At 69.8% G+C, this 23,903-nt stretch carries 22 protein-coding genes and 1 tRNA gene; 9 read left to right on the top strand and 14 right to left on the bottom strand.

The genetic code is table 11. The features are described 5' to 3' along the window. Window positions 1–39 precede the first annotated feature (39 nt). Together ACFRU2_RS29265 and ACFRU2_RS29260 are read right to left on the bottom strand one after the other, a co-directional pair. On the bottom strand, window positions 40–1,506 hold the full coding sequence (locus ACFRU2_RS29265; RefSeq protein WP_250738561.1) for an aminopeptidase P family protein: 1,467 nt from the start codon (window positions 1,504–1,506) through the stop codon (window positions 40–42). 199 nt (window positions 1,507–1,705) lie between these two features. After that, window positions 1,706–3,313, bottom strand: a complete 1,608-nt coding sequence (locus ACFRU2_RS29260; RefSeq protein WP_382977529.1) for a PP2C family protein-serine/threonine phosphatase — start codon at window positions 3,311–3,313, stop codon at window positions 1,706–1,708. Window positions 3,314–3,720: 407 nt separating this feature from the next. On the opposite strand from ACFRU2_RS29260, the gene ACFRU2_RS29255 reads away from it, so the two are divergent. Continuing rightward, window positions 3,721–4,419: a bifunctional DNA primase/polymerase gene (locus tag ACFRU2_RS29255; protein WP_382977527.1), complete on the top strand. Its 699-nt coding sequence runs from the start codon at window positions 3,721–3,723 to the stop codon at window positions 4,417–4,419. Window positions 4,420–4,451: 32 nt separating this feature from the next. Here the strand turns inward: ACFRU2_RS29255 and ACFRU2_RS29250 are convergent, their stop codons facing one another. The 4 genes from ACFRU2_RS29250 to ACFRU2_RS29235 form a co-directional block, all read right to left on the bottom strand. Continuing rightward, a complete protein-coding gene (locus tag ACFRU2_RS29250) occupies window positions 4,452–4,670 on the bottom strand; it encodes a hypothetical protein (protein WP_382977524.1) in 219 nt (72 codons plus the stop codon). Window positions 4,671–5,463: 793 nt separating this feature from the next. After that, entirely contained in the window at window positions 5,464–6,438 is a 975-nt protein-coding gene (locus ACFRU2_RS29245; protein WP_382977522.1) for a DUF5926 family protein, read from the bottom strand. Window positions 6,439–6,593: 155 nt separating this feature from the next. Then, window positions 6,594–7,100: an ATP-binding protein gene (locus tag ACFRU2_RS29240; protein WP_382977834.1), complete on the bottom strand. Its 507-nt coding sequence runs from the start codon at window positions 7,098–7,100 to the stop codon at window positions 6,594–6,596. 180 nt (window positions 7,101–7,280) lie between these two features. Then, entirely contained in the window at window positions 7,281–8,081 is an 801-nt protein-coding gene (locus ACFRU2_RS29235; protein ID WP_382977519.1) for a glycerophosphodiester phosphodiesterase, read from the bottom strand. 236 nt (window positions 8,082–8,317) lie between these two features. Between ACFRU2_RS29235 and ACFRU2_RS29230 the strand changes: the two genes are divergently transcribed. From ACFRU2_RS29230 to ACFRU2_RS29200, 7 genes are all read left to right on the top strand, one after another. Further along, complete coding sequence (locus ACFRU2_RS29230; protein ID WP_382977516.1) at window positions 8,318–9,883, top strand: S1C family serine protease; 1,566 nt, start codon at window positions 8,318–8,320, stop codon at window positions 9,881–9,883. A 121-nt stretch (window positions 9,884–10,004) separates the two neighbouring features. Next, the gene (locus tag ACFRU2_RS29225; protein ID WP_250738554.1) at window positions 10,005–10,910 is read left to right on the top strand and encodes a LysR family transcriptional regulator; all 906 of its coding nucleotides are present in this window, start codon (window positions 10,005–10,007) and stop codon (window positions 10,908–10,910) included. Window positions 10,911–11,018: 108 nt separating this feature from the next. Then, window positions 11,019–11,573: a cysteine dioxygenase gene (locus tag ACFRU2_RS29220; protein ID WP_382977513.1), complete on the top strand. Its 555-nt coding sequence runs from the start codon at window positions 11,019–11,021 to the stop codon at window positions 11,571–11,573. After that, window positions 11,573–12,631, top strand: coding sequence for a YeiH family protein (locus ACFRU2_RS29215; protein ID WP_382977511.1), 1,059 nt, complete (start codon window positions 11,573–11,575; stop codon window positions 12,629–12,631). Before ACFRU2_RS29220 ends, ACFRU2_RS29215 begins: the two co-directional genes overlap by 1 nt. Before the next feature lie 134 nt (window positions 12,632–12,765). Beyond that, a complete protein-coding gene (locus ACFRU2_RS29210) occupies window positions 12,766–13,725 on the top strand; it encodes a trypsin-like serine peptidase (RefSeq protein WP_382977508.1) in 960 nt (319 codons plus the stop codon). A gap of 57 nt (window positions 13,726–13,782) precedes the next feature. Continuing rightward, a tRNA-Ser gene (locus ACFRU2_RS29205) sits at window positions 13,783–13,870 on the top strand. 235 nt (window positions 13,871–14,105) lie between these two features. Continuing rightward, window positions 14,106–14,831, top strand: coding sequence for a hypothetical protein (locus ACFRU2_RS29200; RefSeq protein ID WP_382977505.1), 726 nt, complete (start codon window positions 14,106–14,108; stop codon window positions 14,829–14,831). 110 nt (window positions 14,832–14,941) lie between these two features. Here the strand turns inward: ACFRU2_RS29200 and ACFRU2_RS29195 are convergent, their stop codons facing one another. The 7 genes from ACFRU2_RS29195 to ACFRU2_RS29165 form a co-directional block, all read right to left on the bottom strand. After that, on the bottom strand, window positions 14,942–15,874 hold the full coding sequence (locus ACFRU2_RS29195; RefSeq protein ID WP_382977503.1) for a Shedu anti-phage system protein SduA domain-containing protein: 933 nt from the start codon (window positions 15,872–15,874) through the stop codon (window positions 14,942–14,944). Between the two features lie 78 nt (window positions 15,875–15,952). After that, window positions 15,953–17,347 (bottom strand): tyrosine-type recombinase/integrase, encoded by a 1,395-nt coding sequence (locus ACFRU2_RS29190; RefSeq protein WP_382977501.1) that lies wholly within the window; start codon window positions 17,345–17,347, stop codon window positions 15,953–15,955. Then, window positions 17,341–17,544 (bottom strand): AlpA family transcriptional regulator, encoded by a 204-nt coding sequence (locus tag ACFRU2_RS29185; protein WP_030956933.1) that lies wholly within the window; start codon window positions 17,542–17,544, stop codon window positions 17,341–17,343. The genes ACFRU2_RS29190 and ACFRU2_RS29185 overlap by 7 nt, the downstream gene beginning before the upstream one ends. Further along, a complete protein-coding gene (locus ACFRU2_RS29180) occupies window positions 17,535–19,004 on the bottom strand; it encodes a replication initiator (protein WP_382977498.1) in 1,470 nt (489 codons plus the stop codon). The genes ACFRU2_RS29185 and ACFRU2_RS29180 overlap by 10 nt, the downstream gene beginning before the upstream one ends. Window positions 19,005–19,138: 134 nt before the next feature. After that, the gene (locus tag ACFRU2_RS29175) at window positions 19,139–19,888 is read right to left on the bottom strand and encodes a DUF2637 domain-containing protein (protein WP_382977495.1); all 750 of its coding nucleotides are present in this window, start codon (window positions 19,886–19,888) and stop codon (window positions 19,139–19,141) included. A 45-nt stretch (window positions 19,889–19,933) separates the two neighbouring features. After that, complete coding sequence (locus ACFRU2_RS29170; RefSeq protein WP_382977492.1) at window positions 19,934–21,358, bottom strand: cell division protein FtsK; 1,425 nt, start codon at window positions 21,356–21,358, stop codon at window positions 19,934–19,936. 171 nt (window positions 21,359–21,529) lie between these two features. Next, window positions 21,530–21,916: a hypothetical protein gene (locus ACFRU2_RS29165; protein WP_382977489.1), complete on the bottom strand. Its 387-nt coding sequence runs from the start codon at window positions 21,914–21,916 to the stop codon at window positions 21,530–21,532. Between the two features lie 160 nt (window positions 21,917–22,076). On the opposite strand from ACFRU2_RS29165, the gene ACFRU2_RS29160 reads away from it, so the two are divergent. Then, window positions 22,077–22,508, top strand: coding sequence for a GntR family transcriptional regulator (locus ACFRU2_RS29160; protein WP_382977488.1), 432 nt, complete (start codon window positions 22,077–22,079; stop codon window positions 22,506–22,508). Here ACFRU2_RS29160 and ACFRU2_RS29155 read toward each other — a convergent pair. Next, window positions 22,468–22,731 carry a hypothetical protein gene (locus ACFRU2_RS29155; RefSeq protein ID WP_382977485.1) on the bottom strand — a complete coding sequence of 88 codons (264 nt, stop codon included), beginning with the start codon at window positions 22,729–22,731 and terminating at the stop codon, window positions 22,468–22,470. The genes ACFRU2_RS29160 and ACFRU2_RS29155 overlap by 41 nt on opposite strands. Between the last annotated feature and the right edge of the window lie 1,172 nt (window positions 22,732–23,903).

The following is a 23,903-nucleotide window of genomic DNA, read 5'->3' as shown; positions in this document are numbered from 1 at the left end:
GTGGAGGGTCCCGCCCATCGGCGCGTACGAGCGGTGGCGTCAGCCCTTGAGCCGCGCCATCCAGGCCTCGACCTCGTCCGAGGTGCGGGGCAGCCCGGCCGACAGGTTCCGGTTGCCGTCCTCGGTGACGAGGATGTCGTCCTCGATCCGGACGCCGATGCCGCGGTACTCCTCGGGAACGGTCAGGTCGTCGGCCTGGAAGTACAGACCGGGCTCGACCGTCAGGCACATCCCGGGCTCCAGCGTGCCGTCGACGTACGCCTCGGTGCGCGCGGCGGCGCAGTCGTGGACGTCCATGCCGAGCATGTGACCGGTGCCGTGCAGGGTCCAGCGGCGCTGCAGACCCAGCTCCAGGACACGCTCGACCGGTCCCTCCAGCAGACCCCACTCGACGAGCTTCTCGGCGAGCACGTGCTGCGAGGCGTCGTGGAAGTCGCGGAACTTCGCGCCCGGCTTGACGGCGGCGATGCCGGCTTCCTGGGAGGCGTAGACCGCGTCGTAGATCTTGCGCTGGATGTCGGTGTACGTGCCGCTGATCGGCAGCGTGCGCGTGACGTCGGCCGTGTAGAGGGAGTGGGTCTCCACACCGGCGTCGAGCAGCAGCAGGTCGCCCGAGCGGACGTCGCCGTCGTTGCGGACCCAGTGCAGGGTGCAGGCGTGCGGGCCGGCGGCGCAGATGGAGCCGTAGCCGACGTCGTTGCCCTCGACGCGGGCGCGCAGGAAGAAGGTGCCCTCGATGTAGCGCTCGGACGTGGCCTCGGCCTTGTCGAGCACCTTCACGACGTCCTCGAAACCGCGGACGGTGGAGTCGACGGCCTTCTGCAGTTCGCCGATCTCGAAGGCGTCCTTCACGGCGCGGGCCTCGGAGAGGTAGACGCGCAGCTCCTCGTCGCGCTCCTTGGTGACCTTGTCGGTCAGGGCCGTCTCGATGACGGAGTCGTGACCGCGCACGGCACGGACCGGGCCCTCGGCCTCGGCCAGCTCCTCGGGAAGCTTGCGCACGTCCCTGGCCGGGATGCCCAGCAGCTGCTCGGCCTCCGTGAGGGAGTGGCGGCGGCCGACCCACAGCTCACCGCTGCCGGAGAGCCAGAACTCGCCGTTCTCGCGGTCGGAGCGGGGCAGGAGGTAGACGGTGGCGTGGTGGCCGGTCTCCCCCGCGGGCTCCAGGACCAGGACGCCGTTCTCGGTCTGGTCGCCGGTGAGGTACGCGTACTCGGTCGAGGCGCGGAAGGGGTACTCGGTGTCGTTCGAGCGCGTCTTCAGCCGTCCGGCGGGGACGACGAGGCGCTCCCCGGGGAAGCGCCGGGACAGCGCGGAGCGGCGGGCGGCGGTGTGCGCGGCCTGAGCGATCGGCTCCAGTCCACGCAGCTCGGTGTCTGCCCAGCCCGTGCGCATGCTCGCGGCGAGCTCCTCGCTGACACCCGGGTACAGCCCGTTCTTGCGCTGCTTGATCTTCTTCTTGGGCTGCTCTTCTTCCGGGGTCTCCGGGGTGAGCTCGTCAGCCACGTCTTCTCCTCAGTACGGCGGACACGGACCGGGTATGGACCTCATCCATCGTATGGGTGAGCGGACGCCCCCCGACGGTTCGTGTGACAAATCAGCTAAACCCGGTCACAGCCACACTCCCCGCCGGTCTCTCAGGCCGGGCGCCACTCGAACCGCGTCACTCGAAGGGCGTCACCCGAACCGCGTCACTCGAACCGCGTCACTCGAACCGGGCCGCGAGCAGCACGATGTCCTCCGAGGCGTCCGCCGGGGCCACGGGGCCGTCCCCGTCGCCGTCCGGCAACACCGTGCGCAGGATGTGGTCGCAGATGGCGGCCGGGTCCTCGCGGGCGCTACGGGGGATCCCCGCGGCAGCGGCGTGCAGCCGCGCGTATGCCCGGTCCATCGGGTCCCCGGTGCGCCGGAGCAGCCCGTCCGTGTACAGCAGCACCGTTTCTCCGGGCGCGGGTTCGATCTCCACGCTCGGGGCCTCCCAGCAGGACAGCATTCCGAGCGGCGCGGAGAGGGTGGTCTCCACGTACTCGGTGCGCCGCTCGCCGATCAGCAGCGGCGGGGTGTGCCCGGCCCCGGCCAGGATGAGCTTCCTCCCCCGGCCGTTCGCGTTCGGGCCCCCGGCGGGCTCGCAGTAGGCGAAGAGCGCGGTCGCCGAGCGCGCGGGCTCGGTCAGGCGCAGCAGCAGTTCCAGGTCGGAGAGGACGGCGACGGGGTCCTCGCCCTCCATGACGGCGTACGCGCGCAGCGAGGCGCGCAGCCGGCCCATGGCGGCGACGGCGCTCGGTCCCGAGCCGGTGACGGAGCCCACGGCCAGGCCGAGGGCGCCCTCCGGCAGCGGCAGTGCGTCGTACCAGTCGCCTCCGCCGTGCGGGCCGGTGTGGTGCCGGGCGGCGAGCTGGACCCCGGAGATCCGGGGGAGCCGGCTGGGCAGCAGCTCCTCGGCGACGGTGGCCAGGCTGGTGCGGGCGCGCTCCACCTCCAGCATCCGGGCCAGGTGCTCGGAGGCGTGCCGGACGTACAGCCCGGCGAGGTCGCGCTGGCGGTCGTTGGGCTCGGCCTGTTCGTCGTAGAGCCAGACGGCCGCGCCGAGCCGGCCCGTGGCTTCGGCGGTCAGCGGCAGCGCGTAGCTGGCGGCGTAGCCGAGTCGGGCGGCGACCTCGCGGTGGCGGGGGTCGACCGGGGTGGCGTACCCGCCGGCGCCGGTACCGGGGCTGGTGCCCGGCTCGGGCAGGACCTCCGAGCCGCCCTGGGCGTCGGGCAGACCGTCGAGGATGCGGCCGTAGGAGGTGGCGCTGCGCGGCACCGTCTCGATGTGTCCGAGGTCGGCGTGGCCGAGCCCGAGGCCGATCGTGCTGGTGGGGCCGAGCCCGTCGGAGGGCTCCAGGACGATCAGGCCGCGCCGGGCACCGACGAGGGCCGCGCCCGCCCGCAGGAACTCCTGGAGGGAGGAGGTGAGGTCACTGGCGCGGGCGAGCCGCTCGGTGAGCTCGTGGAGGGTGGTGAGGTCGGAGACCATGCCTGCGAGACGGTCCTGAATGACCGAGCTCGCAGCGGGTCCCTGCGCCGGGGCGTGGGCCGTTCGCGGGCTCGTCGGTGTGGACGCGGCCGCGGGCACCGGTGTGGGCGCCACAGTGTGCGGGGACGCTGTGACGGCTGGATCGATTCCAGCCACTTTCGGCAGATGCGGGGCGCTCATGGCGTCCGCCTTTCCAGCTGGTGCGATTCGCCATATAGCATCGCAAACCCCCAGATCATGCTGCGCCGCTATCAATGAATCCACATCTACACGCACACGAGGAGCGATGTCCAGCATTGCCCAGGTGGGAATCCTGGTGTCCGTGGGACGGCAACTCACTGTCCGGTCAGGGCTAGAACTTGGCCGGAAAAAGCGGGAAGCGGACGGTTTTTGCGGTCGACTGGGCGAGTCAGTCGGCCGGTCCGGGTACGTAATCCGTTGCACCCGGGGAGAGTTGGCGCAGCCCGGTGCCCGCCGGGAACCGTCGGGCACGGCCCGTCGTCCCCATCGACGACAGCCGTCCCCCGCGCGGTCCCGGGTCGCGTACCGCCCCCGACGGACGTTTCATGGACCCGTAAGAAAACTGCACGAACCGTGTGAACCTGCTTCAAGCGGACAGTGACGCGAAACGTGTACGTGTGGTGAACCACCGCTTACATGGTGTGATGTGGCCCTCGGCGTTCAACGGAAAGGAACGAGCGCTCATGCGCGAGATCCTCGGAAGGCGTCTCCAGCGGCTCCGCAATCGCTTGCAATCCCTGCGCCCCGCCCCGCCGCAGGGTGAAGCGCCGGCTCTCCTCGACGCGGCGCTGACCTGCGCCACCACCTGGAACTGGCCCGTGCTGCCGGGCGTCGGACGCTCCGGCGTCGACAGCGCGCGGTGCGCCTGCCCCGACCCCGACTGCGCCGTACCCGGCGCACACCCCTTCGATCCCGGGCTGCTCGCGGCCACCACCGACCCCCGAATGGTGTCCTGGTGGTGGGCCAACCGGGCGGGCGCCCCGATCCTGCTGGCAACCGGCGGGAGCGCGCCCTGCGCGGTGAGCCTGCCCGCCGCGGCGGGCGCGCGTGCCGTCGTACGACTGGATGCCGAGGGGATGCGGCTCGGGCCGATCGTGGCCACGCCCACGCGGTGGTCGCTGCTCGTGGAGCCGTACTCGCTGGAACGGCTCGGCGAGATCCTCTACGCGAAGGACCACGTGCCCTCCTCGCTGCGCTTCCACGGCGAGGGCGGCTACTTGCTGCTCCCGCCCTCCCCCGCGATCGGCGGCGGCCAGGTGCGGTGGGAGCGCGAACCGGCGGGGGCCGGGGAGATCTGGCTGCCGGAGGTGGAGGCGGTCGTGGACGCACTGGTGGAAGAGAGCAGCGGGGCGTCGGGCGGCGGGAGCCGGCTCGCGTACTGAGCCCGTGCGCGGACGGATCACTCGTACGGGTGTCAGCGAGACGAGTTTCCAAGGGAATTGGGCGCGGGGATCTCCGTGCCCCATTCCCGGATCGCTATCTTCGGCGAATGAATCTCCGCCTGATCGGTATCGGCGCCGGTGTGTTGATCATCTTGTCGCTCCCGCTGGCGGGAGCGATCGCCGGGCCGGATTTCGCCGGTCAGAGCGATGGAAAGGGTGGAGGGCTGCTCTCCACCTTCGGCCTCGGGCACCCGTCCAAGGGTGCCCCGGGGGAATCGGGTCGCGCAGACTCCGAGAACGCAGACAACGCCGAGAACCCCGGCACGGCAGACAACTCTTCCGGCTCGGCCGATTCGGGCGGCTCGGGAGCGAATTCGGCTTCCGGCAGGTCCCGTACGCGGACCCCCGCCACGGCGCCGGCCCGCCCGGGCCCGGCCGAGCAGCCGCGTACGGATGCCCGCTGCGGACCCGAACTGTCTTCCCCGCAGGGGGTGGAGGCGCAGACGTGCGTCCTGTCGGGTGAGGGCCGGACGTGGGGGCGCAGTTACTACCGGAACACCAGCGGCCGCGCGCTCGACGCGGTGCTCACGGTGATGGGTCCGGCGGGGCGCACGGTGCAGATCCGCTGCGCGGTCGGGGCGGGCGACGAACCGGGGCTGTGCGAAACGCCGAAGGAGGAGTCGGCCGGGGTTCCGGGGGACTACTCGGCTGTAGCGGAATTTGCAGTTCCGGATGATGAAGGAGCCCTGCTCCTGCGGTCCGGGAGCAACTCACCGGTACCGGGTGACGGTTGAGCGTCACGGAAAATCAAGGGCCCGGTCGCTGGCGACGGGGGATGCACCAGCGACCGGGCTACAAGAACGGTAACAAGAGATCGCCTGTTCGCAAATTCGATCTCTGATATTCGGACAGCGATTTGCAGGCGATTAGCGGGAGTTGTGACACCGATCACCGGTGATCGGTCACCGGTGACGCCCCCGCAGCCCCTCCCCGGGGCCCTCCGGCGACCCTCGTGGCCGGCCCGCGAACGGGCCGGCCGGCAGGTCAGCTGAGCGTGACCTGGCGGTTGGTGAGGCCGCCGCGGGCGCGGCGCTCCTCCGTGGTCAGCGGCGCGTCCGTCGCCAGAGCAGCGGCGAGCCGCTCCGCGAGCTCGGCCGCGGGCTTCTCCACGTCCTCGGCCGAGACCCCGGTCGGCAGGTCCCAGACGGGGACCATCAGGCCGTGGGCGCGGAAGGAGCCGACCAGCTTGGTGCCCTCGCCGAGCGAGGACGTGCCCGCGGCGTGCAGTCGCGCGAGCGCGTCGAGCAGCTTCTCCTCGGGGTGCGGCATGACCCAGCGCAGGTGGTTCTTGTCCGGGGTCTCGCACCAGTAGGCGGCATCCACGCCGGTCAGCTTGACGGTCGGGATGGCGGCGGCGTTGGCGCGCTCCAGGGAGGCGGCGATCTCCGGGGAAGCGCTCTGGGCGCTCTCCGCTTCCGGAATCCAGAATTCGAACCCGCTGTGGACAACCGGCTCGAAACCGCCGTCCGCGGACAGGAGATCCTGAAGTCGCGGACCCTCGGCCGGAACCCGGCGGGCCGCGACGACGGTGCCGGGCTCGGCGGCGAGCGCGCGCTCCAGGGTGTCGGCCATGTCCCGGGCGAGGTCGCCGGTGGTCGAGTCGTTCTGCAGGCCGAGCAGGACGGACCCGTCCTCGCGGCGCAGTGCCGGAGAGGCCAGCGGGAGTACGGTCACCAGCGTGACGGAGGGGACGCCCTCGGGCAGTCCGCCCTTGAGGGTGAGCGGCACGGTGGCGGCGGGGACGAGCTCGCGCAGCGCGACCCAGTCGCACTCGCCGGGCAGGCCCTCGAACGGGCGGGCCACGTGCTCGGTCACGGCGTGCGCGGCGGCAGCGCCGTGACAGGCCTTGTAACGGCGCCCGGATCCGCAGGGGCAGGGCTCGCGGGCGCCCACCACCGGGATCTCCCCGTTGTTGAGCTGCGGCTTTGCGGACTTCGCGGCGGGGCGCTTCTTGGCCATCGTGGGTGTCTCCCGGTTGCGGCGGTACGGCGTCGGTCTGGGCGCGAGCCTAGCCGTTCGTACCGCCACAGCCGGTGGGGTGCGGCCGGGAGCACGGTCGGCGTGCGCTCCCGGACGGCCGCCATCCGTCCACCCGCGGTCTGGGACCGGTCGGATCAGGGATCCAGATCGTCGAAGGCCGTACTGAAATCGATCGCAGGGGGCGCAACGCGCGTAGCGAAATCCTCGTGCCGGGGCCCGCAGGCAACGGTCGCCCAGACGGTGACCTCACCCGCCGCTCCGTCCCGGACACCCCAGTCCTGGGCCAGGGCGCTGATGATGTTCAGCCCCCGCCCGCCCCGTGCGGTGACCGAGGGCTTGGCCGGGAGGGGGCGGGTGGGCCCGCCGCCGTCCGTGACCTCGACCGTCAGTCGCCCCGCCTTGTCGACGCGCCACGACGCGTGTATCCCGCCGTCGCCGATCTCCCGTGCGCCCAGCGGTCTGCCGTGCCGGCAGGCGTTGCTGAGTAGTTCGGAAAGGATCAGAACGGCGTCATCCACGATCGATTCGGACACCCCGCTGATGCGCAGCTGCTCGCGCATCCGGTGCCTCGCCTCGCCCACGCCCGCAGGACCATGGGACACGTCCATGCACGACGACGTGGGCACTTCTTGTGCCACCATCAACGCCACCCCCGGAACCTCCTTAGCCCCACGCATGGTCTGGATGCCCCAATGGCCTGGACCGGAAACCGCCGGACCGGCGCCCTCTGACGCATTCGGGGCGACCGAATGCGGAGCGGATGCGCCGGTGCACACCCCGTAACGGGTGTTGCGCGTGGGGCGGATGCGCAAAACGGGATGTCAGCGGCCCAGCTGTGACAAAACTTGTCGCGGTCGGTTCGTGATGATCGCTTCCACACCCAGATCAGCGCAGAGCTGAACATCTTCCGGATCGTTCACGGTCCACACGTGAACGGAGTGTCCGGCGGCCTGAAGTTTGCGGATGAAGGCCGGGTGGTTGCGCACGATCCGCATGCCCGGTCCGGCGATCCGTACGCCCGCCGGGAGCCGCCCGTCCCGCATCCGGGGCGAGATGAACTGCATCAGGTAGACGGTCGGGACCGTCGGCGCGGCCGCCCGCACCCGGTGCAGGGAGCGTGCGGAGAAGCTCATCACCCGGACCGGGTGCGGCCCCTCCGCGGGCGGGGCGTCCAGCGCGAAGCGCTTGAGGAGGAAGAGCAGGCGCTCCTCCACCTGTCCGGCCCAGCGGGTCGGGTGCTTCGTCTCGATGGCCAACTGGACCGGCCGCCCGGCGTCCGAGACCAGCTCCAGCAGTCGCTCCAGGGTGAGCACCGAGGTCCGTTCGGGGTCCGCGTCCCAGTCGGGGGACTCCTCCCGGTCCTTCCACGAGCCGAAGTCGAGGGCGGCCAGGTCGGCCAGCTCCAGGGCGGAGACGGCGCCGCGGCCGTTGGAGGTGCGGTTCACCCGCCGGTCGTGGACCAGGACCAGATGGCCGTCGGCCGTGAGCCGGACATCGCATTCGAGGGCGTCGGCCCCGTCGTCGATGGCCTTGCGGTAGGCGGCCAGCGTGTGTTCGGGGGCATCCTCCGAGGCGCCGCGGTGGGCGACGACCTGGATGGGGCGCGGCGTTGCGTGGGTCACCGGCTCATGGTGCCACCGAGAGGGGTCCGGATGTCGGGGAGAGCCCTGCGGGTGCTTCTGGGGATGCGCCCGAAATGTCGGAGATAAAGGATGGGGGAGACTCACAGGTCCGGCTTACAGTGCTCTGACGGGGCATGGGAAAGGCTTTGCCCAGGAACTTGTACGGCACGTCGAACGTTCAGTCGGACCGATATCGCCCGTATTTCTGAAGCCGTGTGTGACGAGGAGAGAGCGCTGTGAGCACCGAGAACGAGGGCACCGCGGCCCCGACGCCCCCCGCGGCCCCGCCCGCACCCCCGGTGGCCGCGCCCGTCGACGCCGCGCCGTCCGTGCCGTCCGGGCCTGCCGCGTCGGCGCCCGTGGAGCCGGTGACGCAGCAGTTGCCGCCGACGCCCGCGCCCGGCGCCGAGCCGACCCAGCAGCTCCCCCAGACGCCGGGGGCAGTGCAGCCCCCGGCGGCGGCCCAGCCCGCCGCGCCCGTCCAGCCGCAGGCTCCCGCCTACGCCGAGAGCCCGGTCCCGCCGGTCACCCCGGCCTACGCCGAGGCCCCGGCTCCGCAGCCGCTGGGCGCCGAGGGCTGGCCTCCCCCGCCGCCCGCGGCCCCCGCGTACGGGGTCGGCGACGGCCACGGCGGTGGCGGCTGGGGCGTGCCCCTGGCCACCGACGGTGCCCCGCAGCCCAAGCGGAAGGGCAAGGGCGGTCTGATCGCCGGCGTGCTCGCGGCGGCGCTCCTCGCGGGCGGCGTCGGCGGCGGCGTCGGCTACTGGGCGGCCAACCGGAGCGGCAACGCCTCCGGCTCGACCACGGTCAGCGCCGGCAACACGCCCAAGGACCTCAAGCGCGATGCCGGCTCCGTCGCGGGCCTCGCCGCCGGCGCGCTGCCCAGCGTCGTCACCATCGAGGCCTCGGCCGGCGACGGCGAGGGCGGCACCGGCACCGGCTTCGTCTACGACCAGCAGGGCCACATCCTCACGAACAACCACGTGGTCGCCTCCGCGGCCAACGGCGGCAAGCTCAGCGCGACCTTCTCCGACGGCAAGAAGTACGAGGCCGAGGTCGTCGGCCGTGCCCAGGGGTACGACGTGGCCGTCCTCAAGCTGAAGAACCCGCCGTCCGGGCTCAAGCCGCTGCCCCTCGGCGACTCGGACAAGGTCGCCGTCGGGGACTCGACCATCGCGATCGGCGCCCCCTTCGGCCTGTCCAACACGGTCACCACCGGCATCGTCAGCGCCAAGAACCGTCCGGTCGCCTCGGGTGACGGCTCCAGCGGCAAGAACTCGTACATGAGCGCCCTCCAGACGGACGCCTCGATCAACCCGGGCAACTCCGGCGGTCCGCTGCTCGACAGCCGCGGCGCGGTCATCGGCATCAACTCCGCGATCCAGTCGGCCGGCAACGGCGGCTTCGGCGGCGGCCAGGCAGGCTCCATCGGCCTCGGTTTCGCCATCCCGGTCAACCAGGCGAAGAACGTCGCCGAATCGCTGATCAAGACCGGCAAGCCGGTCTACCCGGTGATCTCGGTCTCCGTGGACCTCGCGGCCAAGAGCGACGGCGCGAAGATCTCCGAGACGGGTGCCTCGGCCAACGAGCTGGTCGACCCGAACGGCCCTGCGGGCAAGGCGGGGCTGAAGCCCGGCGACATCATCACCGAGCTCGGCGGCAAGCCGATCGACAGCGGTCCGACCCTGATCAGCGAGATCTGGACGTACAAGCCGGGCGACACGGTGAAGCTGACCTACCTGCGCGGCGGCAAGCCGACCACGGTGGACATCACGCTCGGTTCGCGGGTCGGCGACAAGTAGCGGGCGGCTGCCGCGCACGGGCCCCGGCCCGGCGGGCGGCAGGACCAACTGGCTTGATGGTGAGGGGCCGTAGGCGCGATTGTGCCTGCGGCCCCTCCCAACGTCCGCTTATGCTTCGACCGTGTTCGATTCGCGGCACATACGGACGTTCCACGAGGTGGTCGCCTCGGGGTCCTACTCGGCCGCCGCCCGGGTCCTCGGGTACACCCAGCCCGCGATCACCCAGCAGATGAAGGCGCTCGAACGCGCCGTCGGCACCCCGCTGTTCACCCGCGTCGGACGGCGCATGCAGCTCACCGAGGCCGGGGAGTCCATGGCCCGGCACGCCGAGGCCATCCTCGGCAGCCTCTCCGCCGCCGAGGCCCAGCTGAAGGCCTACGCCCGGCTGCGGACCGGCCGCGTCCGGCTGTGCGGCTTCCCCAGCGCCAACGTCACCCTGGTCCCGGAAGCCCTGAGCAGCCTGGCCAAGGAGCACCCGGGCATCCAGGTCGAGCTGCTGGAGGGGGAGCCCCCGGACTCGCTGCGCAGGCTGGAGCGCGGCGAGTGCGACATCACCCTGGCCTTCACCTATCCCGGCCTGCACGAGGAGGTCCCGGAGGAGGTCGCCGAGGTCAGGCTCATGGAGGACCAGCTGACGGTGCTGCTGCCAACCGGGCACGCGCTGGCCCGGCGGCGGGCCGTGCACCTCGCGGACCTCTCCGAAGAGCGGTGGATCGCCGGCTGCCCGCGCTGCCGGGCCAACCTGCTGCACGAATGCGCGGGGCTCGGCTTCGTCCCCGACATCCGGTTCGCCACGGACGACAACCTGGTGGTCCAGAGCCTGGTCGCACAGGGCCTGGGTGTGGCCATGATGCCCGCGCTGGTGCTGCCCTCGCTCTCGCTGAGCAAGGTGTGCGGGCGGGCCCTGCTGCCGGCCGCCCGCCGTCACATCGCCGCTCACGTGTACCGCGACCATCTACGGGTCCCGGCCACGGCGGTGGTGCTGGAGGCCCTGAAGCAGGCGGCCTCGAACCGCGTCGGCTGCTGAACCGGCCCGACGGCGGATCCGTCCCGTCCCCAACCCATAAGCCGATCTTGGGATTTGGGCTCATAACTGTCGTTGGACGTGATGGGTGGGCTCCTCGACGCTCCCCCTATGACCACCACCACGCCGGCCCGCACGACCGCGAGGATGGCCGCCCTCGTCAGTGAGATCCGTACGGTCGTCGACCGGGGGCTGGCCCCCGATCTGACCGCCTACCTGGTCGGCGAACGCCTCGCCCCGCACCTGGGGACGCCGGGTCTGCTCACCCCCGAGCAGTGCGAGGGGCACGCCGACCGCTACCGGCAGCACGTCCTGCACGCGGAGCCGGACGGCAGCTTCTCCGTGGTGGCCCTGGTGTGGCTTCCGGGCCAGGAGACCGCCGTCCATGACCACGTCTCGTGGTGCGTGGCCGGGGTGCACGAGGGCGAGGAGAGCGAGCTCCGCTATCGGCTCGTCCCCGCCACGGCCACCGCCGGAGCCCGGCTGGTGGCGACCGAGCACGTGGTCAACGGCCCTGGTGACGTCTGCGGGTTCGCCCCGCCCGGCGATATCCACAAGGTCCGCAACTCCTGTCGTACGAAGGCGATATCCCTGCACGTCTACGGCGCTGACGTCGTACGCCTGGGCAGCAGTGTCCGCCGCGTCTACACGCTCCCGACCGACTGATGGCCCTGCTGAACCGCCCGGTGCGCGGGGCGGGATCGCCGGTTCCGATCGATGTTTCACGTGAAACATCGTCATCGTGGCCCGGGTTGGGCCTCGCGGCGGCCGGAGTCCTGGTGGCCTGGTCGGTGCACCGGCTGGTGCCCTGGGCTCCGATGCTGACGGTGTCGGTGGTGCTCGGCATCGCCGCGGCGCACCTCCCCGGCCTACGGGGCTTCGTACGGGGACCCGCGCGGCCGGGCCTCTCCCTGGCCGGGCGTCGCCTGATGCGGATCGGCATCGTCCTGCTGGGCCTGGCGCTGGGGCTGGACGAGGTGCTCCAACTGGGCTGGGCCACGGTGGCGATGGTGGCCGGGGTGGTGGCGGCGACCTTCTTCGGGACCCTGTGGCTCGGCCGGCGGCTCGGACTCCCCGGGGACCAGCCGTTGCTGATCGCCACCGGATACTCGATCTGCGGGGCCTCGGCCATCGGGGCCGTCAGCCAGGTGTCGGGCAGCGACGAGGAGGACGTGGCCTCCTCGGTGGCCCTGGTCACCCTGTGCGGGACCCTCGCCATCGCGGTGCTCCCGCTCCTCCAGTCCCCCCTCGGCCTCTCCGACCCGGACTTCGGCCGCTGGGTGGGTGCGAGCGTCCACGACGTCGGGCAGGTGGTGGCGACCGCCCAGACGGCCGGCCCCGGCGCCCTCGGCGAAGCGGTGCTGGTCAAGCTGATGCGCGTGGCGCTGCTGGCCCCGCTGGTCGCCGCGGTGGCCTTCTCGGTACGGGCCCGCCGGCGCGGAGTGCGCACGTCCTCGGGCCGCCGCCCGGCTCCGGTGCCGCTGTTCGTGGCCGGGTTCCTCGCCGCGGCCGCCCTGCGCGCAACCGGGGTACTGCCCGACGTGGCGCTGGAAGGGGCGCACACCGCACAGGAACTGCTGCTGGCCGCCGCCCTGTTCGGCCTGGGCAGCGCGGTCCACCTGCCCACCCTGTCCCGTACCGGCGGCCGGGCCGCCCTCCTGGGTCTCGCGGCCTGGGTGGTGGTGGCCGGAGCCTCGTACGCGGGCGTCCTCCTCACCACCTAACCGGAGTTGGCCATTTCCTGGCCGGAACCGACCGAACGTTCCGACTGCTGCCTGACATCTCGCTCGCGGCGTGCCACTCTGCCCCCGATCCGCACCGACAACTCTTCATCCGGGCACGGCAGAAGGAGTCATGCGTGAATCGCCATCGGACAGCCATATCGGTTCTGCTCGCGACGGGCGCCCTGCTCGCGGGCGCGTTGACGGCGGCCTCCCCCTCGGCCGCCGTACCGCGCCCCGCCTCCCAGGGCTCCTGGTCGGCCGAGCGGATGCGGGCCGCCACCCCGCTGGACATCACGGCCACCCCGGGCGCGACCGCCCGTACGGCGCCCACCACGGCGGAGCGCCCCACGACGATCGCCCCCACCCCCGCGAGTTCCTCCCCCACGGCCTCCCTCAAGGCCTCACCCGCGGCCTTCCCCCAGCCGGGCGGCGCCTGGACATCCGGCGGCGCGGTGGTCAAAACCTCGGGCCGGGTCTTCTTCACCTTCAACGGGAAGAGCGCCTCCTGCTCGGGCGACTCGATCACCAGCGCCAACGGCAGCACGGTGATCACCGCCGGCCACTGCGTGAAGTACCAGGGCGCCTGGCACACCGACTGGATCTTCGTCCCGGGCTACGACAACGGGAACGCGCCCTACGGGCAGTGGACGGCCACCAAGACCTTCGCGACCGACCAGTGGGTGGCGAGCGAGGACATGAACATGGACGTCGGCCTGGCCGTCGTCGCCCCACTGAACGGCCGGACGCTCAGCCAGACCGTCGGAGCCCAGGGCATCGTGTTCAACGGGGGCTACAACAAGAAGATGTACGCCTTCGGCTTCCCGGCGGCGGCCCCGTACGACGGCACCAAGCTCGTCTACTGCAGCGGCAACACCGGAAAGGACTTCCTCCTCACGAAGGACCACAGCCTGCCGTGCAACATGACGGGCGGCTCCAGTGGCGGCCCGTGGTTCCAGGACTTCAACGAGGCGACCGGTCTGGGCACCCAGGTCTCGGTGAACAGCTTCGGCTACACGTTCCTCCCGAACCGGATGTACGGCCCGTACTTCGGCAACGAGGCGAAGGCGGCCTACGACAAGGCCCAGACCGCCTGACCCACCGAAAATCCCCAGCGCCGCCCACCCCAGCCGCCCGGTACTCTGTACCCGCCAGGTGGGTTGCCCGAGCGGCCTAAGGGAACGGTCTTGAAAACCGTCGTGGCGCGAGTCACCGTGGGTTCAAATCCCACACCCACCGCCACAGGTCAGACGATGTGCTGATCAGAAGGGGTGTCCCTACCAGGGGCACCCCTTCGTCGTGCGGTCCCGTCTCATCCTGACTCACCCTTGTACCGCTTTGGATCATGGTGTGTGGACCAGGCGTGGACCAAGCAAGCAGCCTGCGACAAAGCGGTCGGGCAGCAGAAAGACCTCGTGGCCCACGCGCCGACCCGGTATGAAGGCTCAACGAGCAAGCATCAGCGGGGGAGCGTGGGATGGGCGGAGCCAAGAAGGATGACAAGGGGTTTGTGCTTCAGGGCGCTGGCCCGGCGCAGAGCGACACGCTGGTCCACTTCACCAGCCGCGGTGAGAACGCAAGCTTCACACCTAAGGTGCCTGAGAAGTTCCGTCAGATGACGGCCCAGGAGCGGCTGGACTCCATCCTCGGCTCAGGCCGGCTCTATGGCTATCCGCCGTTTGGCGCGCAGCAGGCGTGCGTCTGTTTCTCTGAGAGCCCGCAAGATCATCTTGCCCATCTAATCGCCGATCGAGGGTTCGGCCCCTGGGGCGTAGTTGTCACCCGGGCTGGTGTACTCAGCCACGACGGTGGAGCCGTCGCCTACGTAACGGATGACGTGTACAAGCGGTTCGTTGATGCTGGTCTTGGGCACTGGGCCGTACCCATACGTGAGAACTCCCAGTGGATGCACGAGCGCGAGTGGCGAGCGCCCTTGTGTGAGGACACCGACGGAAAGATCAAGCAGTACAGCTGCTTCTCGATGACCAGGGCACACGCGATTCTCATTGGAGACTCGAACTGGCGCCCTACACCCATCACGACGGGATTCCGAAACGGGTACACCGGTGAACAGGCGTACCCCAACGATCCTGCCGCTATCCCTGTGACGGAACTTCCGGAGATGTGGCGCGAGAGTGACGTGTGGGTTTGGAATCGTGAAGCTCGATCGATAGATAAATATCCGGCTGGCGTTCTTGCCTGAGGGGTGACACGTTTTTGAAACGAAAGTCGCCTACCGTCCGTGAGGGATGGTAGGCGACTTTCAGTGCAGAACGTCTCTATATTTAAAGGTGGGGGCGATTCTGTGTTCCTTTATTCGACGCCTATGCTGCGCACGTAGCGCTCGTTAGGATCGGTCGACTTTCTCGTGTGATCCTGCCAGTAGCGCCAGCGCTTTGAAAGGTATGTGCGCCGCGCTTCGCTCATCATGGCGGACCGTGCCAGAGCGGGGTCAGGGTCTCCCAGTAGCAAGGCCCCCGCGCCGACGAAAGCACTCGTCCCGTAGATAGGTGAGAAGGCAAAAAGTTCAGGCCCCTGCGACGTCATGGTCAGGGTCATTGACCTGGAATGGTCGTAGCGGGGGCGCAGGGCGTCGAACGTCATGAACGTTTCGTTGCTGCCTCGCTGTTGATCCCGTTTGTACCTCAAGGCGTTTGGGTTCCCGTGACCTCCGCCCACCTTGAACTCTGACTCGCGCCCGTAGACCAACACGTACTGTGGCTCCAGCGGTCGGTCGAGGTAGCGATCCCCGAGGAAAAGGAACTTCTCGCGGAATATTGCTTGGTTCCCTTCACGCGCGAACCAAGAGCGCCAGTCGTTGAGTTGGTCCCGAGCCTCGGTAAACTCGCTGGTTGGTCGACCGTTCTGTTTAAACCAGCGCTTTGAGGGCTTCTCGATCTCAATCAGGATGGGTGTGACGAGTCCGGACGATCGCGTAATCCACATGAAGTCCGGTTCGAATGAGCGACCGGCTCCCTCCAGCTTCGGGCGCCGGAAAACTGCGCCCATATCGGATCCGTGATGGCCTCCAGGGCCGACATCCCCGCTTCCTCCCGGGATCATGGACGGATGCAATTCCAGGAAGGTCTGGATAGCGTCTTCCTCGGGGTCTTCGCTGAGAAGCGTGTACCACTGTGCCAGTACCTTGTCCGAATATTGCTCCCATGGGAGAGGCGTAGGTCGTGAGGGGTCGGTGTCCGGCCCTATTGTGCGAAACTGTCTCCCGGGTGAACTTGTGCTTTCCACGTGATCAGAATACTGACGAGGCGCACGGTTTGTTGGCCCTTGGTGGATCCGGAGTCCTTGGGCCCAATCGGCCGTTGCCTACTGGTCGTTGTCGGCGGCTAGGGCCCGCTCGATCTGCTGGTTCGCGTGGTGCTGGTTGCGACGGATGGCTTTGGCGTAGAAGCGGAACAGCACGGCGATGCTGTGGCCGGCGCGGCGGGCGACCTCGGCCGGGGAGACGCCGGACTCCAGCCAGAGGGAGACGCACGCGGCGCGGAGTCCATAGGGGACCTCAGCCAGGCGGGTCTTCACTTCCTGCTTGGTGAGGACGTCCCGGCGAGCAGCCTTCCAGATGTCGCCGTACTCCTTGCTCAGGAGGCCGCCGCCGCGAGCGGCGCGGAAGAGTCGGCCGTCCTCGGAGGTTCCGAACTCCGCGATGTGGTCGCGGATCAGGCGGACCAGGACCGGCGGGATCGGTACCTCGCGGGTGGCCTTTCGGGCGCGCTTCTTAAGGCCCCGGGAGTCGTAGGACTTCCCGGAGTCGGTCCAGCCTGAGCCGACGCGAGGGGAGCTGGACGACAGGATGACTTGGCCCCAGCCTTCCTCGGGCAAGGTGAAGTCCGATTCGCGCAGGCTCACGGCTTCGCCGGGGCGGGTGGCCGCGTAGTAGAGGCACCCGAAGAACGCCTTGAGGTGGCGGCCACGGTCTCCCTGCTCGCCCACGGCGTTGATGAGCTTGCGGGCCAGGGCCGGGCTGGGGACGTAACGGAAGTCGATCTCGTCGTCCGTCTCGGGTGCCGTCCAGTCCACCTTGGTCAGGGGCAGGGAGGGCAGGCGGTCCAGCTCGACCCCGTACCGCAGGCAGTTGCTGAACACGGGCACCTTGCGGTTCACCGTGTTGTCCGCCGCAGCGGTCCCGTCCATCTTGCGGGCCAGCGCGTCCAGGGCGGACCGCACGACCGTCGGCGTGTTCAGGGCCGAGATGTCCACGGACTTACGGCCGATCCAGTCGAGGGCCGCCACGATGGCTTCGGGTGCTTCCTCGGCGTCGATGCGGGCCACGAGTTCGCCGTCCTGGTCGAGGACGAGGCGGAAGGCCCAGGAGTAGAGGGCGGTCCGCAGAACCCGGGGAGCAGGGGCACCGCGGTTGTCCTTCACCAGGCGCGGGGTGACCGTGGCGAGCGCGTCGGCGATGCTCGCGCGGTGCTTGGCCGAAGCGCTCGGCCACTTCATCGCCACGTACTCCCGGGCGTGCGTGAACCAGGTGGGGGACTGGGCCGCCTGTACTTCGGAGGCAGGCAAGCCGGTCTCGGTGTCGAACTGTTCGCGTTTGCGGAGTGCGGCCAGCAGCTCGGAGCGTCGGCCGTCCGCCTGAGCCTTGATCTTGTAGCTCTTCGAGAACGGCTGAACGCCGACTCGCCAGCGAAGCTGATAGGCCGCAGCGCGGTCGGGGCGCTTGCGGATGCCCCAGATCTGCACGTCGAAGGTCAGCACGCGGGCACCTCGCAGCCCTCGAACCAGGCGTCGAGGTCGGCACGGCGGATGCGGATCTGCCCGTTGGGGAGCTTGAGGCAGCGGGGCGCGTTGCCGCGAGCGCGGAGCCGGTAGAAGGCGGCCCGCGACATGCGCAGCTCGGCCAGCGCTTCCACCATGGTCAGCATGCGGGTGGTCGGTGCGGCGGTCACTGCCATACCTCCCCTTCGGTCTTGGCGCGTTCCTTGTCGGCGCGGGTCTGGTTGATTTCGTGGCGTGTCTGGTTGGCGAGGAGTTCTTCGCCGGGGCGGTAGCCGGAGGCGAGGTAGGCCCAGGAGGACTCGGTGACGAGCACGGTGTCCGGGGCGGGGGCGGGGTGGCCGGCGCGGACGCGGGCGGCGTCAGCCTGGGCAAGGCGCCAGGCGCGGCGGATGTCGCGGAGGGCGCCGAGGGTGGTGGAGTAGGCGCGGGACTTGGTGGAGAAGTGGCCGCGGAAGCCGAGCATGTGGGCCCACTTGCAGAGCTTGAGGTATGCGAACTCGGGCAGGCCGCCCAGGTCCCAGGCGGTACGGATCATCTGTCGGACGTGCCGGTGTACGGGCAGTTCCCGGAGGGGTTCGGCCTGGCGGGTGCCTTCGCAGTCGGGGCAGAGATCCTTGACGCGACCCCCGACGGTCCCCCGGCCGGAACAGGTCCGGCAGACCAAGGAGCGGTCCACAGTGCCGGAGTCCTCGGCGCTCTTGGTGGCGTACTTGGCGACGTACCCGGCCACGGCTGCGTCAGTGAGTTCGCCGTCCCCCAGCGCGGTGATCTCCCGTACGTCGAGCATGGCGCCCCAACGGATCTCCTGGTCTCCCACGGTGTCCGAGGAGATGGTGAGGGCGGTGCGGGGGGCAGCGGTGCGGATGGCGTGGGTGAGGTCATCCACGGTGGCCCAGGCCGGTGGGGTGCTGGTGTGGCCGTCGGGCCCGTCGATGCGGACTACGGCGTGGAAGTGGACCAGGCCGCGCTTTTGGTACTCGGCGACCTTGGCGAAGGACACGCGCAGGACCTGCTTCATATCCTTCTGCGTGATGCCGAAGTGGGCGGCCAGGGCGCGGCGGAGATTGAGGGTGAAGCGTGCCCACAGGGCTCCGGCGTGGGCGTTCCAGAGCACGGCGCCGGTGTAGTCGTACGCCTTGGGGGCCAGGGGCGCGCCGAGTTCGGGAGCGTCCTCGGGGTGGCGGGTGCCGCAGCGGCAGGGGCGCGGCTTGCTGTCCGTGGTGGTGGGGCGGTTGTGGACGGGGCCGAAGGAGGGGGCGGTGAGGGTGAGGAAGACGCGGGGGTGGGTGCGGACGGTCTCGGGGACGTCCTTGCCGCCGCAGAGTCCGGCGCGGACGAGGTGGAAGGTGTCAGCGGCGTAGGTGCGGGAGCAGGCGGGGCAGCGGGAGGCGCGGCGGTTGCCACAGGTGGTCAGGAGCCGTCCGGTGGGTTCCTCGCTGGTGGAGTACGAGCGAATCGTTTCGCCTGTGGTGGCGTTGCGGGTGTGGGTGTGGCCGACGAGGTTGACGGGGCGGGTGCAGCCGCGCAGGCGGGTGATCTGTTCGCGGGTGCGGTCGAAGTCTTCGAGGTTGGCCAGTTCGATCAGGTCCCGGACAGCGGGGCTGATCACGTGCCGCAGGTCGAGGTTGCGGGGCATCGGCGTGTGTCCTTTCCGCTGGTGGGGGATGCCCCGGGCAGCACCACGAAAGGGGTGTGGTGCTGCCCGGGGCATGGCGGGGTAGGCCCGGATGGGGCCGAGGGGTGGAGAGGTGCCGGAAGGCCGGCCGAGGGTCAGGCCGTCAGCGCGGCATGCGCGGCGGTGGCCAGGGGGAGACCGACGCCGAGTCGCGCTTTGAGCTGTGCGGCGGTGATCGGCTGACCGTGTGTCGCCGTGTGTGCGTCGGCGATCTCGCGTGCGGCATCCAGCAGGGCCGCAGGCACCTTCGCGGCCGGAGCGGCCACAGGAGCCGGGGCAGGCGCAACCAGGGCCGGAGGGGCCGGAGTTGCAGCCGGGATAGGGGCTGCTTCGGGTGCCGGGACCGGTTCGGGGTCTGGCAGCGCCGGGGCGGGTTCCGGGGCGGACGTGGGTACGACCACCGGAGCCGGAGCCGGGGCCATGACCGGGGCCGGGGTCGGGGCGGAGACGGTGTGGAAGTGGCGCAGGAGGGCGGGGCCGACGGCGCCCCATCCGAGGAGGAGCAGGGGTGCCACGGCGTCCACACAGGCGCGGCCGTAGTGTCCGGCGATGATCGGTTCGGCGATGTTCAGGGCGAGGGTGAAGAAGCCGGAGGCGTGCATCAGGCGGGTAGCGCCCTTGAGGTCAGCGGCCGGAACTCCGCGTAGGGACAGGTACCGCAGGGCGACCAGGAGGCCGACCACGGACAGGTCCACCATCGGGGCGATCAGCGGGGCGACGGGGCCCGGTACGCCCAGGCGCAGGGCGAGGTTCCAGACGTTGCCGAAGGAGAACACGAAGGCCAGGGCGGCGATGATCGCCATGACGACGGTCACGGTGCGCTGAGTGATCCGGTCTTGGGACATGAGGGTTTTCACCTCCTTCCACGGCTGTGCGAGGGGCAGGGGTGATCAGGCGGCGATGAGGTCGGGCCCGTCCTCGTCGGGGTCGTGCTTGGCGAGGTCCACGACACTGCGCCCCGTGAGGTCTTCCAGGAGCTTGAAGGGGTCGCGGACCAGGTGCGCGGTTTCGGCGGCGATGTGGCCGGCGTGCGCGTCGGGGACGTAGGGGGTGCGGATGCGGACGAAGCCGGGGCGGCCCTGGGCGGACATGACCGCCACGCCGACATAGGCGGGGTCCTGGAGATTGATGGGGTTCGCGTCGGGCCACTGGCGGATGTCCTCGCCGAGCGCGGCCACCGCGGCTTCGGCCGTCTTCTGCGCGAAGGACAGACCGACCGGGCACACGTCCCGGATGAAGGTGGGGATTGCGTCGCCGGTGGTCTTCTGCGTGGTGAGGATCGTCAGGATGCCGAACGCGCGGCCCTTCTTGACGAGGTCTTCCGCCAGACGCGCGTTCTCGGCAGCGAGCGCGGCCAGGCGCTTGGTCGCGGGGTCGGAGCCCTTGTGGTCGCGGAAGTAGGTGTGGGCTTCGTCAATGTTGACGACGATCAGCGGCCACATCTCCGAGGGGCCGACGTGCCACATGTTCTTGACGCCCAGGATGCTGGTCATGCAGGCCGAGCGAGCACGCCGCAGTTCCACCAGGCGCTTGAGGAGCTTGTTCGCCGACTCGAGGTCGTCACCGGCGAACGCGAACATGCGCTGAACGAGTTCGGCGTAGTCGCCCTCCCGGGCATGAGTGACCTTGCCGTCAAGGGTGACGAACTGGATGGCCGGCGAGGGTGCCCAGTCGCAGACGAGCCGGTTGGTCAGGGAGGTCTTCCCGTAGCCGGGCAGGCCGCCGACCGTGATGCCGGGAACATCCTTCAGGGGCACGGAGACGGGGATGCCGAACTCATCCACACCGAGTTCCCACAGTGCGTGTTCATTGGGCGGGCGGCCGGTGGGCACGTGCTCGGTCGGAGTGGTCAGCGGGTCCACGCGGACGCCACGGATCAGCACCTGACCGGGCTTGTCCCCCGGCAGGACAGACACACGGGTCATGCGCCACGCGTCCGCGAGGTAGGGAGCGGCCTTCTGGAACTCGGCCAGGCTCACCTTCGGCAGGCAGTTCGCCCACGCCATCACACCGAACTCGTCCGAGGTGACCTTCAGTGCCGGGGTCAGGACACGGGGCTTGTGCTGCTTGACGCCATCCATGTTCGCGAGTTCGGCCATCATCGTGGGCATCTTGTCCGTGACGGACAGCCCGGCCATCTGCGCGAGTCTCTTCCAGCCCCAGCGGATACGCACCGCCTGCCGGATGCTCACCCGCTCCATCGGCGAGGCCCGCACGTAGCGGAAGATCCACACCGCCGCCCACAGGGCGATCACGGCGATACCGAACCACATCACGGCGTTGAGCCAGCCAAACGCCTCGTTCAGTTCATTCATCACATGTCCTTCGCATGGTTCGGAAGTCCCGCCGCCGCGCAGCCGTGGCGCAGCAAAGCGGAAGAGGAAGAGGAAGAGGGGTCTGGTGCCCCAGGAGGGCGGCCGCTTCGTCGATGACGATCACGAGGCGGCCGCCGACCGGGAAATCACCCCGGAGTGCGGGGAGCGAGGTCACGCCGCAGCGTCCTGGGGCACGGTCACGTTCTGGCCCAGGGCCGGGGTTTCGACCAGCGTCAGGGACTCGCAGCGGTAGGCCACGCCGTCCTGGAGCTGGTCGTTGAAGATCCGCGCCCACGGGGTCGCGACCAGACCGACGGGGCGGACGAAGCGACCGATGTGCAGGCCGTTGGGAAGACCGGTCTGCGGGACGGTCACCTTCATCGTCTCCGCGCGCTCCTCCCCCATCACGAAGAGGGTCAGCGTGAACAGCGGGGCCCCGCTGTCCCGGTCCATCGCGCGGATGCCGTTCTCCTGGTCCTTCCACTTCGGCACCGGCGGCATGCCGACCATGTGGTTCGTGGACTCGGGGACGGCGACGGGGATAACGATCCTGGCCATGGCAAATAAGCCCTTTCACTCGGGTTTGACCGGCGATCCCGGCCACATCCAAATGAAAGCACGCTATGCGGCTAGCTGCAACACCTATCGAGCTACAGCACCCTGTATCAGTTGGTCACAGTGACTGCGCACCCCACGTAGGCAGCCGTATCCTCGGGGCATGACACTGCCTCTGGACCGAGACCACCGCCCGCCCTACGTGCAGGTCGCGGAGTACCTTCGCCGCCAGATCGAAAGCGGCCAGCTCGGCCCCGGCGACAAGCTCCCGTCCTCCCGCGAGCTCCAGGAGAAGTTCGGGATCGCCAGCGCCACCGTGCAGAACGCACTCAGGGCACTGAAGGCCGAGGGGCTGATCTACTCCGTCTCAGGCCGGGGATCGTTCGTCCGCCGCCGCGAAGCCGACCCCGAGAGCGGACAGGCCGAAGGGGGCGCATCGACCGACACGCCCCCCACGCCTGCGGATGACCGCTACTTCCGGCTCGCCATGGAAGTCGAAGAGCTAAAGCACGATATGACGATCATGCGCACGACTCTCCAGAACCTGCTTGAACTCACTCAGCAGATGGCAAAGCACATCGACGCGCAAGCCTGAGCGTTTCCGCCTGCACCTTCAGCAGCAGTGCCGACAAGTCGGCCAACTCGCCCTTGAGGCCCTTCACATCAGCCTCCAGCGCCGCAATCTCCGACTCGCTCATTTCGTCCCCGCCCGTTGCCGTGCCGCTGTTCCGTACTGCCCTGCAAAGCACCTCGTCCGCCGGCCCCGGTGACGCGCGCTCGCGCTCTTCGGCCACGCACACCGGAACCATGCTGAGCACGGGCGCACCGCCGCAACCGTGAAGCCCGCCGGACGGGAGCGCGCCAGAAAGAACCTTTCTGCGTCCCGCCTCACGGGCGCCAGCCCCGCAGTGCATGACCGCTCCACGGGAAGCCGTCAACCGCTCCGACAGGCAGTCGCCATCGCCGTGCACCACTTGCCCCGCCCTCACTTCCACGCCCCCGAACCTGCGGGCAATCCTCCGGAGATTCCGGGAATTCCGAATTCCCGCCCCGCCTGGTAAAAGCCGCCCGAGACGCTCCCGGGCCCTTCACCGGCTACAGGTGTCGAAAAAGCCAACGGTGTGCCACTCGGCCTCTGTGCCATGCGTCACACCTCTCCCTTTTCGGCGTTCGACCTCTCCGGCTGACCACAAGGATCCGGAGAATCCCCGGTTGGGCTAACCGGGGATCGTCGGGTATGTTGCGCGCCGCATTGATGCGGATCGTCTATAGAGGTGTCGTCGACGGCATCCGTGTATGACCAAAGCCCTGTGATCTGCATCACATGTCCCGCTTTCCGTGTGCACGGCACCGGACCTTCCAGCGCGGGCCGCACGCAATCAGCGAAAGCGGACACCCCCCCTCAGGCCACGCATCCCCACACCCTCTTCCCGTCGGCCACGACGCCCCAGAGCCATCGCCGCCCCAGACGCAGCATGAAGAGACCCACCCGGACAACACGCCTGTGGACAACTTCGGGGACCATCAGACCGCGCCAAGCCTGTGGATAAGTTCTGACGATCCCGCGAACAGACCGCCATGAGTCAGGCAATACGCATCGGACCGGATCAGAACATTAGGAAACAGCCCATACCTCCGGGCCGAAGCGGCCCAAGGGATGAGCTGTCCAAAGTTTCTTTACTGGATCAAGGCGGCCCGCTGACGCGGCCCGCGCGGCGCGGCGGCCCCAGGCCGCCGCTGGCTCCATGTCTCCGCCACCGCCCGCAACGACCCCCGCCCACTCGCGCCGCAAGTCCGAGGAAGCGGGTCGTCGTGTCCCGGAGGAACCCCGGGAGCTGCCCGACGGCGAGCACGGCCAGCAGGAACGGTAAGCGCGCCGAGCCTGCACAGGTCACCGCGGATTGCTGTCCACCCACAAGTGGCCGGGGCCGGCGGCCTCCACGGCTTTACCCACCTGTTCGACTCGGGGCCCGCGTCGGGCAAGTCCAGG

It is taken from the genome of Streptomyces sp. NPDC056883 (assembly GCF_042788835.1).
GTDB lineage: Bacteria > Actinomycetota > Actinomycetes > Streptomycetales > Streptomycetaceae > Streptomyces > Streptomyces stoeckheimensis.
Note: the sequence above shows the minus strand (reverse complement) of the source record. Positions and strands in the feature narration are given on the sequence as shown.

Bases quoted from the DNA above. Each gene is read 5' to 3' on its own strand.
- ACFRU2_RS29160 (WP_382977488.1), top strand. From the start codon at position 22,077: ATGACACTGCCTCTGGACCGAGACCACCGCCCGCCCTACGTGCAGGTC.
- ACFRU2_RS29260 (WP_382977529.1), bottom strand. From the start codon at position 3,313: ATGCTGGACATCGCTCCTCGTGTGCGTGTAGATGTGGATTCATTGATA.
- ACFRU2_RS29175 (WP_382977495.1), bottom strand. From the start codon at position 19,888: ATGTCCCAAGACCGGATCACTCAGCGCACCGTGACCGTCGTCATGGCG.
- ACFRU2_RS29240 (WP_382977834.1), bottom strand. From the start codon at position 7,100: ATGGTGGCACAAGAAGTGCCCACGTCGTCGTGCATGGACGTGTCCCAT.
- ACFRU2_RS29215 (WP_382977511.1), top strand. From the start codon at position 11,573: ATGGCCCTGCTGAACCGCCCGGTGCGCGGGGCGGGATCGCCGGTTCCG.
- ACFRU2_RS29180 (WP_382977498.1), bottom strand. From the start codon at position 19,004: ATGCCCCGCAACCTCGACCTGCGGCACGTGATCAGCCCCGCTGTCCGG.
- ACFRU2_RS29245 (WP_382977522.1), bottom strand. From the start codon at position 6,438: ATGGCCAAGAAGCGCCCCGCCGCGAAGTCCGCAAAGCCGCAGCTCAAC.
- ACFRU2_RS29185 (WP_030956933.1), bottom strand. From the start codon at position 17,544: ATGGCAGTGACCGCCGCACCGACCACCCGCATGCTGACCATGGTGGAA.
- ACFRU2_RS29220 (WP_382977513.1), top strand. From the start codon at position 11,019: ATGACCACCACCACGCCGGCCCGCACGACCGCGAGGATGGCCGCCCTC.
- ACFRU2_RS29170 (WP_382977492.1), bottom strand. From the start codon at position 21,358: ATGAATGAACTGAACGAGGCGTTTGGCTGGCTCAACGCCGTGATGTGG.
- ACFRU2_RS29200 (WP_382977505.1), top strand. From the start codon at position 14,106: ATGGGCGGAGCCAAGAAGGATGACAAGGGGTTTGTGCTTCAGGGCGCT.
- ACFRU2_RS29255 (WP_382977527.1), top strand. From the start codon at position 3,721: ATGCGCGAGATCCTCGGAAGGCGTCTCCAGCGGCTCCGCAATCGCTTG.
- ACFRU2_RS29165 (WP_382977489.1), bottom strand. From the start codon at position 21,916: ATGGCCAGGATCGTTATCCCCGTCGCCGTCCCCGAGTCCACGAACCAC.